General features: G+C 42.6%; 11 protein-coding genes. 1 reads left to right on the top strand and 10 read right to left on the bottom strand.

All coding sequences use genetic code 11. The features are described from left to right. Positions 1 to 652: 652 nt before the first annotated feature. The 7 genes from trhP to EAE91_RS09540 form a co-directional block, all read right to left on the bottom strand. Positions 653 to 2,029 (bottom strand): prephenate-dependent tRNA uridine(34) hydroxylase TrhP, encoded by a 1,377-nt coding sequence (gene trhP, locus EAE91_RS09570; protein ID WP_214088289.1) that lies wholly within the window; start codon positions 2,027 to 2,029, stop codon positions 653 to 655. A gap of 198 nt (positions 2,030 to 2,227) precedes the next feature. Continuing rightward, positions 2,228 to 2,572 carry a YegP family protein gene (locus tag EAE91_RS09565; RefSeq protein ID WP_214088288.1) on the bottom strand — a complete coding sequence of 115 codons (345 nt, stop codon included), beginning with the start codon at positions 2,570 to 2,572 and terminating at the stop codon, positions 2,228 to 2,230. A 96-nt stretch (positions 2,573 to 2,668) separates the two neighbouring features. Then, on the bottom strand, positions 2,669 to 3,373 hold the full coding sequence (baeR, locus tag EAE91_RS09560) for an envelope stress response regulator BaeR (RefSeq protein ID WP_214088287.1): 705 nt from the start codon (positions 3,371 to 3,373) through the stop codon (positions 2,669 to 2,671). Beyond that, positions 3,370 to 4,758 (bottom strand): envelope stress sensor histidine kinase BaeS, encoded by a 1,389-nt coding sequence (baeS, locus tag EAE91_RS09555; protein ID WP_214088286.1) that lies wholly within the window; start codon positions 4,756 to 4,758, stop codon positions 3,370 to 3,372. The genes baeR and baeS overlap by 4 nt, the downstream gene beginning before the upstream one ends. Further along, complete coding sequence (gene mdtC, locus EAE91_RS09550) at positions 4,755 to 7,841, bottom strand: multidrug efflux RND transporter permease subunit MdtC (RefSeq protein WP_214088285.1); 3,087 nt, start codon at positions 7,839 to 7,841, stop codon at positions 4,755 to 4,757. The genes baeS and mdtC overlap by 4 nt, the downstream gene beginning before the upstream one ends. Continuing rightward, positions 7,838 to 10,984 (bottom strand): MdtB/MuxB family multidrug efflux RND transporter permease subunit, encoded by a 3,147-nt coding sequence (locus EAE91_RS09545; RefSeq protein ID WP_214088284.1) that lies wholly within the window; start codon positions 10,982 to 10,984, stop codon positions 7,838 to 7,840. Before EAE91_RS09545 ends, mdtC begins: the two co-directional genes overlap by 4 nt. Then, positions 10,984 to 12,189, bottom strand: a complete 1,206-nt coding sequence (locus EAE91_RS09540) for an MdtA/MuxA family multidrug efflux RND transporter periplasmic adaptor subunit (protein WP_214088283.1) — start codon at positions 12,187 to 12,189, stop codon at positions 10,984 to 10,986. The genes EAE91_RS09545 and EAE91_RS09540 overlap by 1 nt, the downstream gene beginning before the upstream one ends. Before the next feature lie 561 nt (positions 12,190 to 12,750). Between EAE91_RS09540 and EAE91_RS09535 the strand changes: the two genes are divergently transcribed. Continuing rightward, positions 12,751 to 13,515 (top strand): ATP-grasp domain-containing protein, encoded by a 765-nt coding sequence (locus tag EAE91_RS09535; RefSeq protein ID WP_244868758.1) that lies wholly within the window; start codon positions 12,751 to 12,753, stop codon positions 13,513 to 13,515. 311 nt (positions 13,516 to 13,826) lie between these two features. Here the strand turns inward: EAE91_RS09535 and ppx are convergent, their stop codons facing one another. The 3 genes from ppx to speG all read right to left on the bottom strand — a co-directional run bounded on the left by ppx (position 13,827) and on the right by speG (position 18,066). Further along, positions 13,827 to 15,359, bottom strand: a complete 1,533-nt coding sequence (gene ppx, locus EAE91_RS09530; RefSeq protein WP_214088282.1) for an exopolyphosphatase — start codon at positions 15,357 to 15,359, stop codon at positions 13,827 to 13,829. Between the two features lie 3 nt (positions 15,360 to 15,362). Next, a complete protein-coding gene (ppk1, locus tag EAE91_RS09525; protein ID WP_214088281.1) occupies positions 15,363 to 17,432 on the bottom strand; it encodes a polyphosphate kinase 1 in 2,070 nt (689 codons plus the stop codon). 64 nt (positions 17,433 to 17,496) lie between these two features. Further along, positions 17,497 to 18,066: a spermidine N1-acetyltransferase gene (speG, locus tag EAE91_RS09520; protein ID WP_214088326.1), complete on the bottom strand. Its 570-nt coding sequence runs from the start codon at positions 18,064 to 18,066 to the stop codon at positions 17,497 to 17,499. Positions 18,067 to 18,093 lie beyond the last annotated feature (27 nt).

Below are 18,093 nucleotides of genomic sequence, written 5' to 3'. Positions count from 1 at the left end.
CTCCTATCGTGGGATTAAATTTCATCTTTATAGGAGCGCAACATGTACTGCGCTGTTGTTTATCAGTTCTGGGGTGGTTTGGCTATTTTCCCCTTGTTCATATTGTGGGTATATAAATCAAAATCCATTTTTGGTTGTTAAGTTGGTATAGTCAGCTAAATGTTGAACTAATAGTTTTAACAATAAGTAAATTGTAATTATCTGTTCTCATAATTTTCACCTGATTAATTCTATCAAATTGTATAATATTTGGTCTAAATATGATGAGTTTCCTGAATTGTTGAACAGTGGAAAATTTTAATTACATTTCTTTAGATAGTGTGATATTTCAATAAGTAGAAATATTCTCTTATTAAGATGTAGGTATAAGAAACAGATTAATATAAATATTCATCGATTTAATAGTTAAATTTATCTATTTAATTAATCATGTAAATGAATTTTGTAACTTGTTGATTTTATTTCTGGGAGGAAAAAAGAAAAGGCCAGCTCAAGGGAGATTGAGCCGGCCAAGGAGGTGGTTCCTAGTCTTACTGTAAAACTTTTTTAATTTTTTATTTTTCGCCAGCAATACTACGGTAAATAAAATAGTATTGATGTGATCTGTTTCTAAAAAAAGAAATATATCATCATAAAGAGGGGATATTGATGATTATTTGTCTGAGTCTCGGTTCGTTTGAGCATATTGAGAATTAATACCATTTAGATTACGTATTAATAAGGCATAATTAATATCAATTTGTTTAGGCATTGGTAAATAGACAATATACCCATCCCCAGGCGCAACTTCCATTGGTTGGCCTTTTTTATCCTGCATTGCTTCCAATGTAAACTGGATATTGCCTGATGGCGTCATTAATTCGAGATGATCTCCGATCATGAATTTATTCTTTACAGCAACTTCAGCTAATCCATTGACTCGTTCACCTGTAAATTCACCAACAAATTGTTGCGTATCGGATACCGAATAACCGTATTCATAAGTCTGATAAGCATCATGAGTATGACGGCGTAAAAATCCTTCGGTGTAGCCGCGGTGAGCGAGTCCTTCTAACGTTGTTAGCAGAGTTGGATCAAAAGGTTTTCCTGCAACGGCATCATCAATGGCTCGGCGGTAAACTTGTGCTGTGCGAGCACAATAATAGAAGGATTTTGTCCGTCCTTCGATTTTCAAAGAGTGAACGCCCATTTTAGTTAATCGCTCAACATGCTCAACTGCGCGTAAATCCTTAGAATTCATGATATAAGTACCATGCTCATCTTCGAAAGCTGACATATATTCACCAGGGCGTTTTGCTTCTTCGAACGTAAATACTTTATCTGTTGGTGTGCCTTTTCCCAATGTTGGCTCGATATTTTTTGTCGGTATAGGTTCATGCATATGCACAATATTGCCGATATCATCCTCTTTGCCTTCTTGGACATGATATTCCCAACGGCAGGCATTAGTGCAGGTTCCCTGATTGGGATCTCGTTTATTAATGTAGCCGGACAACAGGCAACGGCCAGAATAGGCCATACACAATGCACCATGTACGAAAACTTCCAGTTCCATATCGGGAACCTGCTGGTGAATCTCGTTAATTTCATCCAGAGAAAGCTCACGGGAAAGAATGACCCGCCTCAGCCCCATTTGTTGCCAAAATTTTACTGTTGCCCAGTTAACCGCGTTAGCTTGAACGGAAAGATGAATTTCCATGTCAGGAAAAGCTTCACGAACCATCATGATCAGTCCGGGATCAGACATAATGAGAGCGTCTGGTCCCATATCAATGACTGGTTTTAGATCACGGATAAAAGTTTTCAGTTTGGCATTGTGAGGAGCAATATTGACCACAACGTAAAAGCGTTTACCAAGCTCATGAGCTTCTTTAATGCCGAGTGCCAGGTTTTCGTGATTAAATTCATTATTACGAACGCGCAGGCTGTAACGTGGTTGACCAGCATATACAGCGTCTGCGCCATAGGCAAAAGCATAGCGCATATTTTTCAGCGAACCGGCAGGGGAGAGTAATTCTGGAGTAAACATGGTTAAAAAATTCTCGATTTGAGTTGAGATTAGTTTTCACTATAAAAAGTAAGGATAAGGCGGGGGATTCTAACGCTTAATTTGTTGGGGATACAAATTTATTAGCATGAAATGTTCGGTTCTATTGATCGATGAAAAGCGCCTTATCAATTGACAGTAACTTTCAACTGATAAGGTGCGGTTTATTATGAAAAAATATCATTCTGACTTTGTCAGATCTCGAACATTGTCGCTAGAACCATGTTTAATCGCAGATTGAATGCCTTTTTTGACCGCGACTTCGTTATCGAAAGATTCGCTGATGCCGATAACTTGATAGTTTCTCGCTTTCAGCACGAAATAGGACTTGCCAGATTTGTTTTCTCTGATTTCGAAGTTTTTTTCTGCCGGTGAATTTGCTTGGACAGAACGAATTCCTTTATTCGCTGCTGCCTTGGTGGTGTACATCTCACTGGTAAGGATAACTTCACCATTTGATGCTTTTAAATTGAAGTAATACTGCTTGTTTTTTGTTCTTTTAAGATCATAATGACCTATAGCCATAAGAAATTCCTCCAATTAAAGTAAGTATTTTTAATATAGCTGAATTTCTGACCGGTGAAAGGTTGAGAGAAATTTAATTCAGTTAAAGTGTGACAGTTATAACAAACGGCATATATCTGCTTCCCATCGGTAACCAAGTCCATAAATAGAACGAATGAATGTTTTACTGTTGTCCAATTGTTCCAATTTACGGCGTAAATTTTTAATGTGGCTGTCAATAGTACGGTCTGTCACGATTCGGTGATCGTCATACAGATTATTCAGTAGCTTATCGCGGGAAAATACTTGCCCTGGGCGACTTGCCATCGTTTTTAATAACCGGAATTCAACTGGGGTCAAATCCAATATTTTATCGCAGTAACGTGCTTGAAAACAGGCCTCGTCAATTTGCAGATCGCTTTGCTTAACAATATCTTGTGGTCGGTAACAGCGACGAAGAATCGTTTTAACTCGCGCGACAATTTCACGCGGACTATAAGGTTTACAAATATAATCATCTGCCCCGATTTCCAATCCAAGTAAACGGTCAATTTCTTCTGTTTTGGCGGTAACCATAATAATTGGTACGTCAGAGAAGCGGCGAATGTCCCGACAGATAGATATACCATCGCAGCCTGGAAGCATCAGATCTAGCAAAATAATATCTGGATTGTGTTGTTGGACATGGGAGACAGCTTCATCACCCCGCAATAGCCATTGGGTTTTGTAATCAGCCGCCCGCAGGTAATCAACTAGCAACTGACCAAGCTTTGGCTCATCTTCAACAATCAAAACAGTATATTGTTCAAATTCCGTACTCATAACGTTTCGCCGTCGAGGGATTTAGTTAGCGGCAATTCTACGATAATTCTCAGGCCACCTAAAGATGAGGGTTCTGCATGGATTGTACCGCTATGTGCTTCAACTATGTTATAGCAAATAGCTAACCCAAGCCCTGATCCACCACTGGCACGGTTTCGTGAGGATTCACTACGGTAGAATCGTTCAAAAACCCGTTGGCATTGCTCTGGTGACAGGCCGGGCTTACTGTCTTCCCAATTCATAATGAAGTGGTTATCGTTAGAACAACCTTTAACGATTAATTTTCCATTATCAGCGGTATAGCGAAGACTGTTTTCCAGTAAATTATGAAATAGCTGAGTCAATCTGCTTGGGTCAGCAAATACCATCATGGTTTCAGGAAGTTTGATATCTATTTGGATTTGCTTATCAAGGAAACGTCCACGATAAGATGCGGTAGCAGCCTGAATTAACTCACTGATATTGATAAGTTCTTTCCGGTATGCCAGTGCCCCGCGATCGGATAAAGATAGTTGGTGTAGATCATCAACCAGTTTGGTCAATGTGGTAATTTCAGCTAATAACGAATTGAGTGTTTCTGGGGTGGGTTTATGCACACCATCCTGTAATGCCTCCAATTCACCGCGCAATATAGAAAGGGGAGTGCGCAGTTCATGGGAAATGTCTGCCATGTAATCGCGACGCATCTGTTCGTTTTTTTCCAAGGTACCGGCGAGCTGGTTAAAATTGTGGGAAAGCTGACCAATTTCATCTTTACTTGATGGTGTGACTCGGGCACTGAAATCGCCTGCTGCCAGTTTATGCGTTCCTTCAACCAAACGTTTAACGGGTTTTAACATACCACGGGATAATAATAGTGTGGCTATGATTGCCAGCAAGATAGATAAACCGGCAATGATCCAACTTGTCAGTTGTTGTTGGCGATCAAAACTGATATCAGCTTGACGGGTAATTTTATCTGATGTGCTGACAATGACCCAGCCAACGACTTGATGATGATAGAGGATCGGTTTGCGATAGGTCTCTGCCGGGATTCTACCTTCATGACCAACCAGTAGTTTCATGTCACTGTCCACCACCCAAAATTGAGTTCGCCATCCGCGAGGTGGTGGACCTTGGTAGCTTTTACTGGTTTGTTCAATGGTGCGAATGATTTGAAAAATTATCCGGTCATTCTTCTTTAAGAATTTCCAGCTACCATATTGTTGATATTGTTCAGCCAGTGCTTCGGCTAACATAGCGGTACGTAACTGGATATTTTGTTTTATATAACCAATAAAACCATGCTGGAAGCTGCTTCTTACGCCCCAGTGCATGGTGACGACTACCAGCATACAAGTGGCGAAGATGGCCATAAACAGTTTACCACTGATGCCTAGTTTCATGATGGCTCCATAACTTGTCTGGCGGTACGCCGTTGTTGCCACTTTTCCCTTAGTCGATCAAAACAGAGATAGACCACGGGTGTGGTATATAGCGTTAAAAGCTGGCTCATGACCAAACCACCTACAATGGTTATTCCTAACGGTTGGCGTAATTCCGCGCCGTCGCCATTACTCAAAACCAGTGGCAAGGCACCAAACAAGGCGGCCAGTGTGGTCATCAGAATCGGACGGAAACGTAACAGGCTGGCTTGGAATATCGCATCACGGGCGCGGATATTACCGTTACGCTGAGCTTCAATAGCAAAATCCACCATAATAATGGCGTTCTTTTTCACGATACCAATTAATAACATGATGCCTATTAACGCTATCAAGCTGAATGGTGTGTCAAACAGTTCTAATGCCAGTAGGGCACCAATGCCGGCAGAAGGCAGGGTAGAGAGAATGGTTAGTGGATGGATATAACTTTCATACAATATCCCTAGCACCAGATAGACGGTAATAATGGCGGCCAGAATCAAAAATAATTGGGATTTCTGGGTTTCCTGGAAAATCTGGGCGGTACCAGCAAAAGTGCCGCGAACCGTTGAGGGTACACTGAGTTCAGTCATGGTTTTTTCAATCGCATTGACAGCATCAGAGAGGGTATAGCCTTCCGGTACATTAAAAGCAATGGTTGAAGCAGCAGAAAGCCCTTGATGATTGACACTTAGCGGCGCGTTCGCTGGTTGCCAATGGGCAAAATAGGAGAGCGGAATGGCTTTTCCTTGATTATTAATCACAAACATTTTTTCCAGTGCGCTGACATCTTGCGTATATTCTGGTGCAACTTCCATCACAACCTTGTATTGATTAAGTGGTTGATAAGTGGTGGATATTTGTCGCTGACCAAAAGCATTATTCAGTAGACTATTGGCTTCACTGACATTAATCCCCAGACGAGACATGGTATCGCGGTCATAGATTATTGCCATTTCAGCCCCTTTATCCTCTTTATCCGAATTCACGTCGGTCAGTTGGGGCAATTGCCCTAATGCTTTACGGATAACAGGTTCCCATTTGCGAAGATCATTCAGGTCATCTGCCAGCAATGTAAATTGATAGCTAGCATTAGCTTGGCGACCGCCAGCCCTAATATCCTGTACTGGAATGAGATACAGATTTGCCCCCGGTTCATTGGCAAGTTTAATTCTCAGGCGTGAAATAACCTGTTCAGCACTTTCTGAACGCTCTTTTAATGGTTTTAGAGAGATAAATATAAAGCCATTATTTACCCGCCCACCACCGGTAAAACCGATAACGCTGTCTACGGTAGGATCTGCATTGATTGCCTGTATGAAATTTTTCATTTTTTCACGCATGGATTGGAAAGAGATACTTTGATCTGCCCGAACAAACCCTAGCAACCGACCGGTATCTTGCTCCGGGAAGAAAGTTTTGGGGATATTGATATAGAGCCAAATATTTAAGGCAATGATGCCGGTCAAAATTAACAATACCCAACGGCTATGATTAAGAACCCACATCAGGGAGCGCCCGTAAGATTGTTGAATTTTCAGTAAAACTTTACCGAATCCCCGTATTTTCTTTTGTGCTTTGGGAAGCTGAGATTTTAGTAAATGGGCGCACATCATCGGCGTCAGCGTCAGAGAAACCAATAATGAAATACCGATTGAGGTGGTTAAGGTAATGGCAAATTCACGGAATAGCCGACCAACTAATCCATCCATGAGCAGAAGTGGGATAAAGACTGCTACCAACGAAATACTCATCGAGAGGACTGTAAAACCCACTTCTCGGACACCTCGTAGTGCCGCTTGCATGGGTTTTATACCTGCTTCAAGGTGGCGGGAAATATTCTCCAGTACCACAATTGCATCATCCACCACAAATCCTGTGGCGACTGTCAGAGCCATTAAGGAAAGATTGTTCAAACTGAAACCGCACAGATACATAGCGGTAAAGGTGCCAATGAGTGAAACCGGTACCGCGATGGCAGGGATCAATGTTGCGCGACCAGAACGCAAAAACAGAAACACCACCAGAATGACTAACCCGATAGCAATCACCAATGCACGTTCTACTTCTGCTAATGAAGCACGAATAGTTGGGGTGCGATCTTGAGAAACTTTAAGTTGAATACTCGCGGGAATAGATTCACGTAATGCAGGCAATTGTTCACGGATACGGTTTACTGTGGCAATAATATTCGCGCCGGCCTCACGGCGAATGATCAACAAAATAGCCGGTTCACCGCCAGACATTCCGGCAGCTCTGACATTCTGAACGGAATCTTTTACATTTGCTACATCCTGCAATCGTACCGGTGAACCATTGTTGTAGTGAACGATGATCGGGCGATAGTTTTCGGCTGTTTTTAGCTCATCGTTAGTTTGAACTTGCCAGTGTTGCTGATCGGAATCCATATATCCTTGTGGACGGCGAACATTGGCATTGCTGATAGCTTTGCGTACCGCATCTAGCGAAACTCCCTGATGAAACAGGGCACCAGGGTTCAATTCAACTCTGACTGCGGGTAATGAACTGCCGCCAACGGAGACTTCACTGACGCCTTCAACTTGGGCGATTTTCTGAGCCAGTTGAGTAGAAGCAAAATCATAAAGTTGTCCCTGATTATAGGTATCAGAAGTCAATGTGAGGATCATAATCGGGGCGTCAGACGGGTTGACTTTGTAATATTGCGGTCGGCTAGGCATACCGGAAGGCAACAGACTTTGAGCGGCACTCAGTGCTGCCTGCACATCCCGGGCTGCACTGTTAATATCACGATTGAGGTCAAATTCCAGTGTGATATCGGTATTGCCAAGGGAACTACTGGAGGTCATTTCATTGACTCCAGCAATTCGACCTAAGGCGTGCTCCAGTGGCGTCGCGACAGATGAGGCCATTGTCTCTGGTGAGGCACCCGGTAATGAGGCGTAAACGGAGATCACCGGAAAATCTACTTGTGGTAAAGGAGAAACCGGCAACAAGGTAAATCCTAATACCCCGCATAGGGTTATGGCTAAACTCAATAGCGTGGTGGCAACAGGACGTTGGATAAATAAGGCAAAAAATTTCACCGCGGCTCCTGATGGTCAATAGATGAAGTGTCTGGGACTGAGAACCGACGATTGCGGCGATAATGTGCCAATCGGTCAAACAGTAAATAGATCACCGGCGTAGTAAACAACGTCAGGATCTGGCTCATAATCAATCCACCGACCATACAGATGCCCAGCGGCCGGCGTAATTCAGCGCCTACACCGGTGCTGAGCATCAAGGGAAGTGCCCCAAGTAATGCTGCCATTGTGGTCATCAGAATCGGGCGGAAACGCAATAAACAGGCTTGATAAATGGCTTCGTAAGGTGATAATCCCTGTTCACGTTCTGCCGCCAGCGCAAAATCGATCATCATGATGGCATTTTTTTTCACAATACCTATCAACAAGATAATGCCAATGATCGCGATGACATCTAGTTCGTGACCTGCCATCATCAGCGCCAATAGTGCACCCACTCCCGCTGTCGGCAACGTGGAGAGGATTGTCACCGGATGGATAAAGCTTTCATACAGTATGCCTAGCACGATATACATCGCGATAATGGCAGCCGCGATTAGCCACAATGTATTGCCCAGTGCGCTTTCAAATGCCAGTGTTGTTCCTTGGAATTGGGTGGAAATGTCTTTGGGCATTTTGATCAATTGTGCCGCATCACTAACAGCATTGACCGCCTGTTCGAGAGAAGCATCCTTGGCAACGTTGAAAGAAAATGTTGCTGAGGGAAATTGAGCGAGATGATTGATTGCCAGTGGACCAAATTTTTGTTCAAGAGTCGCAATAGCCTTGAGAGGTACGACATGGCCGTCAGTTCCGTTCAGGCGGATGTTGTCAAATGCTGCCAGCCCTGGAGTCGATGTCATATCATGTTCCAAGATGATCCGATACTGATTAGCCTGGGTATAAATGGTTGAAATTAGCCGCTGGCCGAATGCGTTGTAGAGTGCGTTATCTATAGCGGCCATTGAGATACCTAATCGGCTGGCAGTGTCTCGGTCTACTTTAACGTAAGCGATTAGTCCCTGATCTTGCCAATCACTGCTGATATCAACTAGTTCTGCTTTCTGCTTTAGTTCAGCCAACAATTTTGGCACCCAGATACTTAATTCATCCAGAGAGGTTGCCTGCAAAGTGAATTGGTATTGGGTACGGGTAACCTGAGTGTCAATCGTTAAATCCTGCATCGGTTGCAGATAGAGCTTTATGCCGGGTATAGCGGTAACTTTTTCCTGCAAACGCGGAATAATGTCAACGATTCTATCATCACGCTGATTCAGTGGTTTTAGTGTGATTTGCAGTCGCCCGTTATTCAATGTTGGGTTACTGCCATCAACACCGACAAAGGTGGTGATATTTTCTACTGCCGGGTCTTGTAGTAATAAAGATGAGACTTGCTGTTGTTTATCCACCATTGCAGTAAAAGAAATGGATTGCGGCGCTTCTAGTGTTCCCTGAATCAGCCCATTATCTTGCGATGGAAAAAATCCTTTTGGAATCATCAGATAGAGCAGGGCAGTGAGCGCTAATGTACTTAGGGCGATGCCAAATGTGATCCACGGGTGGTTCAGTGCTCTTTTTAGCCATACGGCATAACCGGCAATTATTTGTTCAAAAAAGCGTTCACTGGTTTGTTCAAAACGATTGTGTTTTATCTGTGATTCCGGTTTCAGTATTCGAGCGCACATCATGGGGGTTAATGTCAGTGAGACAATGGCTGAAATCAGAATTGCCACGGCCAGGGTAATCGCAAACTCACGAAACAGGCGGCCAACGATATCGCCCATAAAAAGCAGCGGGATTAGCACCGCAATCAAAGAAAAAGTCAGGGAGATAATGGTAAAACCGATTTCACCCGCACCTTTTAATGCTGCTGCCATCGGTTTCTCGCCTTGTTCTATATAACGAGAGATATTTTCAATGACCACAATGGCATCGTCTACGACAAAACCGGTAGCAATGGTGAGTGCCATTAGGGTCAGGTTATTGACGGAAAAGCCGCAGAAATACATCACTGCGAATGTACCAATCAGTGAAAGAGGAACGGCGATACTGGGGATGAGTGTTGCAATACCGTTACGTAAAAACAGGTAAATCACCATAACAACCAGTGCAATTGCCAGTAACAGCTCAAACTGAACATCTTTCACAGAAGCACGAATGGTTGTCGTGCGGTCAGTCAGGATTTTCATATCGACAAATTTTGGCAAGCTGCTGATGAGTTCCGGCAACATCTGACGAATTTTATCTGTAGTTTCAATGACATTGGCACCGGGCTGGCGCTGAACATTAATCACAATGGCTTGCTTGTTATTTGACCATGCGCCTAGTTTGGTGTTTTCAGCGCCTTGCTCAATGGTTGCGACATCTTGTAACCGTACCGGTGAGCCATTTTTATAGGCAATGATCAGTTTGCGGTAATCACTTACTGACTTCATTTGATCGTTGGCCGAAAGCGTGACAGAGCGAGTCGGACCATCAAGGCTGCCTTTGGCGGAATTAACGTTAGCATTGTTGATTGCAGTACGGATCGTTTCGCTATCCAATCCCTGTGCGGCGACCGCTTGAGCGTTTAGTTTCACTCTGACTGCTGGTCGCTGACCACCGGCGAGTGTCACCAGCCCTACACCGTTGACCTGCGAGATTTTCTGAGCGATACGGGTTGCCACCATATCTTGAATCTGTGTCATTGGCATTGCATCGGAGGTGACTGCCAGCATTAAAATAGGCGGATCAGCGGGGTTAACCTTACTATAAATGGGAGGGTAAGGAAGGTCATTTGGCAGTAAATTACTGGCGGCATTAATGGCCGCCTGTACTTCTTGTTCGGCGACATCTAACGGCAAAGTCAATTGGAATTGCAATGTGATAACGGAAGCCCCGCCGGAACTTTGGGATGCCATCTGTTTAAGACCGGACATCTGCCCGAGTTGGTGTTCCAGTGGTGCGGTGACTGTGGAAGTCATCACATCAGGGCTTGCGCCGGGGTAGAGTGTGACAACCTGAATGGTGGGGTAGTCCACTTCCGGTAGCGCAGACACGGGCAACATGCGATAGCCAATAATGCCTGCCAGCAAGATTGCTGCCATAAACAGCGTGGTGGCAACAGGTCGCAAGATGAACAGGCGTGATGGCCCGCCTCCTGGGGTTGGGGAACTTACCTGCATCAGGAGTTCTCCGTTTTGTCGTGTTTTTGTGGCTGAGGTTTATTTACCATCGGGGTAACAATATCCACCTTAGCGCCGTCTGTCAGGCGATCGATGCCATCAGTGACCACTTTATCACCTGCTGCCAAGCCAGTACTGATAACAACACGTTTTGTATCCTGCAATTTGACCGTGACCAGATGTTTACTGACTTTATTTTCTTTGCCTAACATCCAGACAAAATTCCCTTCATTACCCATTTGCAGGGCAGCATTTGGGATCACCACTGCGTTTTCCAGTGTATCGACTTTTATATGGACATTAACAAACTGATTTGGGAATAAGGTGCTATCTTGATTGGAAAAACGGGCTTTCAGCTTAATTGTGCCGGTAGCGGCATCAATTTGATTATCAATGCTCAACAGTTTTCCTTCGGCAAGTTGTTGCTGGTTATTACGATCCCAGGCACTGACAACGACGTCATGATTCGCTTTCTGAGCTTGCAAAACAGCATTGATATCGTTTTCAGGGAGTGAAAATAGCACATCTACCGGATCGGTTTGGGTGATAACCACAATAGGAGAGTTGTTGCCACTGGAGATAAAATTCCCTACATCGATCTGTTTCAAACCCACTTTACCGGAAATAGGGGCCGTAATACGACTGTAAGTGAGTTGAAGTTTTACGCTATCAATTGCTGCTTGATCAACTTTCAGACTGGCCTCGTGTTGGCGGACAAGTGCACGTTGATTATCCATTTCTTGTTGGGAAATCAGGTGAGTATTTGCCAATTTCTGGTAGCGATTGAGATCTTGGCGGGCATTCGCCAATATTGCTTCATCTTTAGCAAGTTGGCCTTTGGCTTGTGCTAACTGAACTTGAAAAGGACGTGGATCAATTTCTGCCAGTAAATCCCCTTGTGTAATTTGTTGACCTTCCTGGAAATGCAAAGCGATAAGCTGACCTTCAACCCGGCTGGTTACCGTGGCGGTATTGGCTGCCTGAATGGTGCCAAGCCCAGTTAGAAAGCGAGGGACTGCCTGCTCTTTTGCTGTGGCAACCTGTACTGGGGGTAACGGGGGATGCCTTAAACCAGAGGGGTGATCAGATGGACTGGGTTGTTGAGGGATTTTAAGTTGGTACCAGAAAAATATAGCGGCAGCGATGGCAACAGAGACCAGTGCTACACGGAAAAGGAGGGTACGGCGTTTATTCTTTTGATTCATTTCTTGATTCATTTCTTCGACATTCTCTCAAACACAAGGCTAGGGTATTGCTTGATTATGTCCGACTGAAATATCGGTTTAATCACATGTTATTAGTTTAGACAGTGAGGATAGGCTAAAAAATGGAGAAAATGTGGAAAATATGTCAAGGAAGCACTTTTTAAGGTAAATTAAGGCGTTTTTTGTCAGTTTTTTCGAGACGGCTCCAGAAATTATGCAAATGATGCTGCCTTTGTTACCTTCATTTCCTTTGCGGTTGTTAGATTGTATCTCCTAATTTTTGAGAGTATTTAGATTGGTTATAAAATGTATGTAAAATATAATCAATATAAATATATTTTTTTACTTGTATTTACATATAGCTTGAAAGAGGTAAAGCGAATAAATAACGTTGATTGCTTATCCTAACTTGCTATTTAATATCTGTTTTAGGTGTTTCAGTCAGGCAATTAAATAGAGTTATTAAGAGTTTGAATGGAAAAGGAGTAATTGTATCAAAGAATAAGAGAATTGAAATTATTGATTATGATTTTTTAAAGAAAGATATTGAATTTCAATTTGATGTTAAGTAATGAAAATAAAAAATCTTATTTTTATCTCATAATCGCTGCATTGTTTATTCTACTATTTTGTAAATCTCTAGATGATTACCACTATGTGATTTCAGAAATTTCATCTAATGGCACAATGTCAATGCTCGGTAAAGTTAATGAGGAGTTCTTGATAGAAGAGTTCCTGCAAGGAAATTTTTATGGCGCGGAATTAATTTATAGTTATGATGAATGGCATGTAATTGGTATCAATAGAATTTTTGTTTTTCCTGATGATGACCTGTGTATGATAGGTTTATCTCATCCTGCTGAGCTGCCTGAATTTGAGTTTATAATGGTTTGTAAGCTTATTAAAGAGTGGATAACTGTTTTGGGATTACGAGGTGGCGCAATAAATGTAGAATTTATTTATACCTCTCATGGGCCTGTATTAGTTGAAATCAATTTACGCATAGCGGGTGCCAGAGCGGCTCAACAGATTTTCATGACCTCTGGGATTAATATGGTCAAATACTTAGTGGACTTTGTTTGTGATATTAAAAGTTTTATATCACCAGAATCGGAAAGAGTTTATCCATTTGTCGCTGATGCATTTGTTTTTTATCGTGGTGAGGGGATGGTAAATGATATCAGGATAGATGCTGATACCCCTTATTTCATCTCCGCAGGGTTTAAAAAAACACCTTTTACTGTTTCATCGAAAAGTAAAAGTTCATCAAAAACTAAACAACCACCTACTTTAGTAGGTGGTTGTTTAGTCGCGGAGAGCGGTTGAGCCGAATTCAGTGGATTGGCATTGTGGTAATAATAGCGGGGGTTATTCTTTTGAAATTATGACAGTTTGTTTCCCCGAATTTTTCGGGGAAACAGTGAGGTAATGATACTGATTAATGATGATCAGTGCTAAGTTGATTATTTCATTTGATGATTTTCACTTTTCTCTATTATGACCTTTTTATTTTGCTGATGATGTTCTAATGCCGCTATGGATGAGTAAATGAAACGGCCAAATAAAATGAGAAAGCTAATAAGTAAAATCAGTTTAGTTATTTGAGATCGCTTCTTTTTTTTCATGGTCTGAAATCGTTATATTGATTCCTCGGCTATTTCTAGTTGCCAACCCGTAACGTTATGCCAGTAACCTTGCTCTTTTTCCAGATCAAGCTGCATCAGGGTGTTTTCTGATAAATAATTGTAAGGCAGGTAGAGCGCCCAATGACTATCATCAGTAACCAGTCTGAGTGATTCAGGAATGGTTGTGGATTGTCGCTGATTATTGAGTAACGTCGCCAGACGTAGGATTTGAATTAGTGGCAGATACTGTTTTTTTTTGAACAAATTGAATCGTGGTAAATCATCCAGTTTTATTGTTTTACGATGACAGCGAACCAAGGTTGCCAGTAGTAATTGTTGTTCCTGATTAAAGCCGGGTAAGTTGGTGTTTTGCAGAATATAGGCAGAGTGTCGTTGTAATCCGCTTAAGTTAATACTTAATCCAACTTCATGTAGCATTGCTGCCCAGTGTAAAATCGCTTCGAGTTGAGGTTGCACCAGTTTGGGATTCTGCATTGCCCATTGTTGGTAAAGTGTTTCAGTCGTATTAAGTACGCGCTTGGCCTGTTCTCTGTCGATATTATAGTGTTCAGCTAAGCTCTTGGCTGTTCTCTGGCGAATATCTTGATGACGGAAACGGCCTTCCATTTCATACAAAACACCTTCACGTAGCGCACCGTCTGAGAGTTGTAGCGTTTTTATGTGCAAGGCATCGAATATACCGCATAAGATAGCCAAGCCAGGGATAAAAAAATGTTTACGATCGTCTGATAATCCAGGTAGGTCAAAGGCTTTTAACTTTTTGAATTTGAGTATTTCTTTGACTAATATCTCCAATCGTTCAGGGGTGATTAATCCGTCTTTTTCTCCCATTGCGACTAGTACTTCATACACCGCTTTAATTGTTCCTGATGCGCCAAGTGCTGAGTTCCAGCCTGTGATGCGGTACTGCCATGAGAGATTTTCTAGTTTTTGCGCCGCTTGAAGCCGCGCTCTGCGGAATTTTTCTGCACTAATTTCGTCATCGGGAAAAAATTGGTGGGCGAAACTAATGCATCCCATTCGGCGGCTTTCTACTAATAATGGTTCAAAGTTTTCACCAATCACCAGTTCAGTGGAGCCGCCGCCAATATCAATTACCAGTTTACGGTCTTTTTCTGGTTGCGTATGTTCTACCCCCATATAGATTAGACGAGCTTCTTCGTGGCCAGAAATAATTTCAATTGGGTAGGGGATAACGTCTTTGGCACGTTCGATAAATTCTTTTGCATTACTGGCTTCACGTAGACTGTGAGTGCCCACCAGACAAACATTATCAGCGGAGAAGCCTTGTAATCGTTCAGCAAATAGCGCCAGACAGGCCAAACCGCGTGCCATTGCTTCTTCGCTTAATTGATTGTTGTGGTCAAGGCCGTCGGCAAGCTGGACGCGTTGTTTTAAGCGGCCCAAGATCTGAAATGCATCGTTAACAATTCGTGCAATAATCATATGAAAACTGTTTGAACCCAGATCAATAGCCGCAATTTCTATTGGTCTGGGTGTTGGCTTGTCGTGTGTTAGCGGCATAGATTAAGCTCTTGGTTCAGGTTGTTCGAGGGCTTTTATATAGTCATAAATAGCCAGTTGTGCCCGGATTTTCCGCTTGTTACCTCGTGGCACATAACTATTGTTCAGTTCTTTATCAACGTAGCGGGCTTTTACCGTATCATTGAATTGTAATTCGAGAATATCCAGTACCCGTTGTTTTAATTGTGGATCGAGTAGGCAAACCGCAACTTCAATTCGATAGTCGATATTACGGGTCATCCAATCGGCAGATGAAAGAAAGACTTTTTCATCCCCGTCATTAGTGAATACGTAAACCCGGTCATGTTCGAGGAAACGGTCAACGATACTGATGATCTGAATATTTTCGCTAAACCCTGGCTGATTGGGCACCAGTGAACACATACCGCGTATCAGTAGACGTATTTTTACCCCCGCTTCTGAAGCGTCGTATAAGCGGTCCACCAGCTCTTTATCAACCAGATTATTAATCTTTAACGTAATGCCTGCGGGCTTATTTGCTTGGGCGTTGGCAATTTCCTGTGAAATAAGCTGGTTAAGCATCGCGCGGGAATTTTGTGGCGAAACCATCAGGTTTTCAAATTTAACCGGACGGTAGGGATTTTCAATGAAGTTGAATACCCGGCGCACTTCGTTAGTAATTTGCGGATTGGCTGTCAGCAAGGAATAGTCGGTGTAGAGGCGAGCTGTTTTTTCATTGAAATTACCCGTACCAATATGGGCATAGCGAACAATTTCTTCACCTTCCAGACGGGAAATAAGGAACAGCTTTGCGTGAATTTTTAGCCCCGGTGCAGAGAAAATAACATGTACACCCGCTTCGGTTAGCCGTTTGGCCCAATGAATATTGGCTTCTTCATCAAATCGGGCCTGTAATTCAACCACAACGGTCACTTTTTTACCGTTATGGGCCGCATGGATCATAGAATCAATAATACGGGAGTCTTTTGCTACTCGATAGATATTGATCTTGATGGAAAGGACACTTGGATCGAAAGAAGCCTGACGCAATAATTCCAGCACATGTTCAAAGGTGTGATAGGGATAATAGAGCAGCACATCTTGTTCACGAATCGCATCAAAACCATTGCGGAAATTATCAAACCAGGTATGTCGTAATCTCGGCAAAGGTTTGTTGAGTAGATTTCTCTTCCCCTCATTGGGGAATTTAATGAAATCTTTAAAATTGTGATAGCGTCCGCCAGCAATCACTGAGTCATCATTTGATAAGCCAAGTTTGCTACGCAGTAATTCCACCATTTCATCTGGCATTTCTCGCTGATAAACGAATCTTACTGGTTCCGCTGTCAGCCGTTGTTTCAACGTGGATGACATTAGTTCGAGCAAGCTTGATTCCATCTCTGTTGCTAAATCATATTCAGAATCACGGGTCATTTTCATTGAATAGGCGTTCAGTGAATCATAATCGAAAAAGCCTTTAAAAATTTCATCAAGACAATAACGCATAATATTGTCTAGCAGGATCATTGACTTGCGGCGGTGTGGCATTTCAGGCGGCAAGTTAACAAAACGTGGTACCTTATCTGACGGAATTTCCAATAGTGCATATTGAATGTTCTGGCCGTGGACAATTTCAACTGCCAGATAAGTGTAGTCATCTTTCAGAAATTCAACCAGGTTGGTTTCTGGATTGATTAAGATTGGTGTAGTGTGTGGCCGCAGATGTTGACGAAAATATTGGCGTAACCAGATTTGTTGATTTGGTGAAATTTGTCGTTCATTGATTAGAAATATTTGATTACGAGCGATTTCTAGTAGTAACTCATTATAGAGCACATCAAATTCTTGATCGGTTTTGGCCACTTTAGCCTGAATTTTTTTCAGTACATTTCGAGCGCTGGTGGCCGATCCTCGTTCTTCATTAATTAATATCCGCCGTTTCACATCAGCAAAACGGACTTTGTAAAATTCATCCAGATTATTGGAGTAAATACCAAGGAACCGCATCCGCTCTATTAATGGATTGCTCTTATCCGCTGCTTCTTGAAGCACACGTTCGTTGAATGATAACCAACTGAGTTCTTTCTCGGTATAGAGCCTGTCTTGGGACATTGTTACTCCAGGTGTATAAGGTAAAAGTATTAAAACTTTGAATACGACAGGGCGTCGCTTGTCGCTATATTTTTGTCTGTAATGGCTGACGCATTTTTTCATCTTCCTTGGATGCAAAATATTGATGTTGGAAAACGCACATACGAATAGCGGTGCGGTAACTGCCATTAATAAAAAATTCGTCTATTAATTCGCCCTCAGTGTAGAAACCTAGCTTACTATAGATATGAATGGCTTTGGCGTTCTCTTTATCAACAATCAGGTAGAGTTTATACAGATTAAGTACGGAAAATGCATATTCCATTGCTAGTTTTGCCGCTTTGGTTGCATGACCTTGGCCCTGATATGCGGGATCGATAATAATCTGAAATTCTGACCGGCGGTGGATATAGTCGATTTCGACTAATTCAACTAAACCAGCTTTAGCGTCAGAACCTTCGATAATAAACCGGCGTTCGCTCTGGTCGTGAATATGTTTGTCATAGAGATCGCATAGTTCAACGAAAGCTTCATAAGGTTCTTCGAACCAGTAACGCATGACGCTGGCATTGTTATCTAATTGATGGACAAAAGGGAGATCTTCCCGCTCAAGGGGACGTAACCTAACAGGTGGAGTATGAGAACCACCAGACATTTGACACCTCAGTGTTTTTAGTAAAAA

It is taken from the genome of Photorhabdus noenieputensis, from assembly GCF_018448935.1.
GTDB lineage: Bacteria > Pseudomonadota > Gammaproteobacteria > Enterobacterales > Enterobacteriaceae > Photorhabdus > Photorhabdus noenieputensis.
The sequence above is the reverse complement of the archived record's forward strand: the minus strand, read 5'-3'. Positions and strand labels throughout refer to the sequence as shown.

Bases quoted from the DNA above. Each gene is read 5' to 3' on its own strand.
- trhP (WP_214088289.1), bottom strand. From the start codon at position 2,029: ATGTTTACTCCAGAATTACTCTCCCCTGCCGGTTCGCTGAAAAATATG.
- EAE91_RS09565 (WP_214088288.1), bottom strand. From the start codon at position 2,572: ATGGCTATAGGTCATTATGATCTTAAAAGAACAAAAAACAAGCAGTAT.
- baeR (WP_214088287.1), bottom strand. From the start codon at position 3,373: ATGAGTACGGAATTTGAACAATATACTGTTTTGATTGTTGAAGATGAG.
- baeS (WP_214088286.1), bottom strand. From the start codon at position 4,758: ATGAAACTAGGCATCAGTGGTAAACTGTTTATGGCCATCTTCGCCACT.
- EAE91_RS09545 (WP_214088284.1), bottom strand. From the start codon at position 10,984: ATGCAGGTAAGTTCCCCAACCCCAGGAGGCGGGCCATCACGCCTGTTC.
- EAE91_RS09540 (WP_214088283.1), bottom strand. From the start codon at position 12,189: ATGAATCAAAAGAATAAACGCCGTACCCTCCTTTTCCGTGTAGCACTG.
- EAE91_RS09535 (WP_244868758.1), top strand. From the start codon at position 12,751: ATGTTAAGTAATGAAAATAAAAAATCTTATTTTTATCTCATAATCGCT.
- ppx (WP_214088282.1), bottom strand. From the start codon at position 15,359: ATGCCGCTAACACACGACAAGCCAACACCCAGACCAATAGAAATTGCG.
- ppk1 (WP_214088281.1), bottom strand. From the start codon at position 17,432: ATGTCCCAAGACAGGCTCTATACCGAGAAAGAACTCAGTTGGTTATCA.
- speG (WP_214088326.1), bottom strand. From the start codon at position 18,066: ATGTCTGGTGGTTCTCATACTCCACCTGTTAGGTTACGTCCCCTTGAG.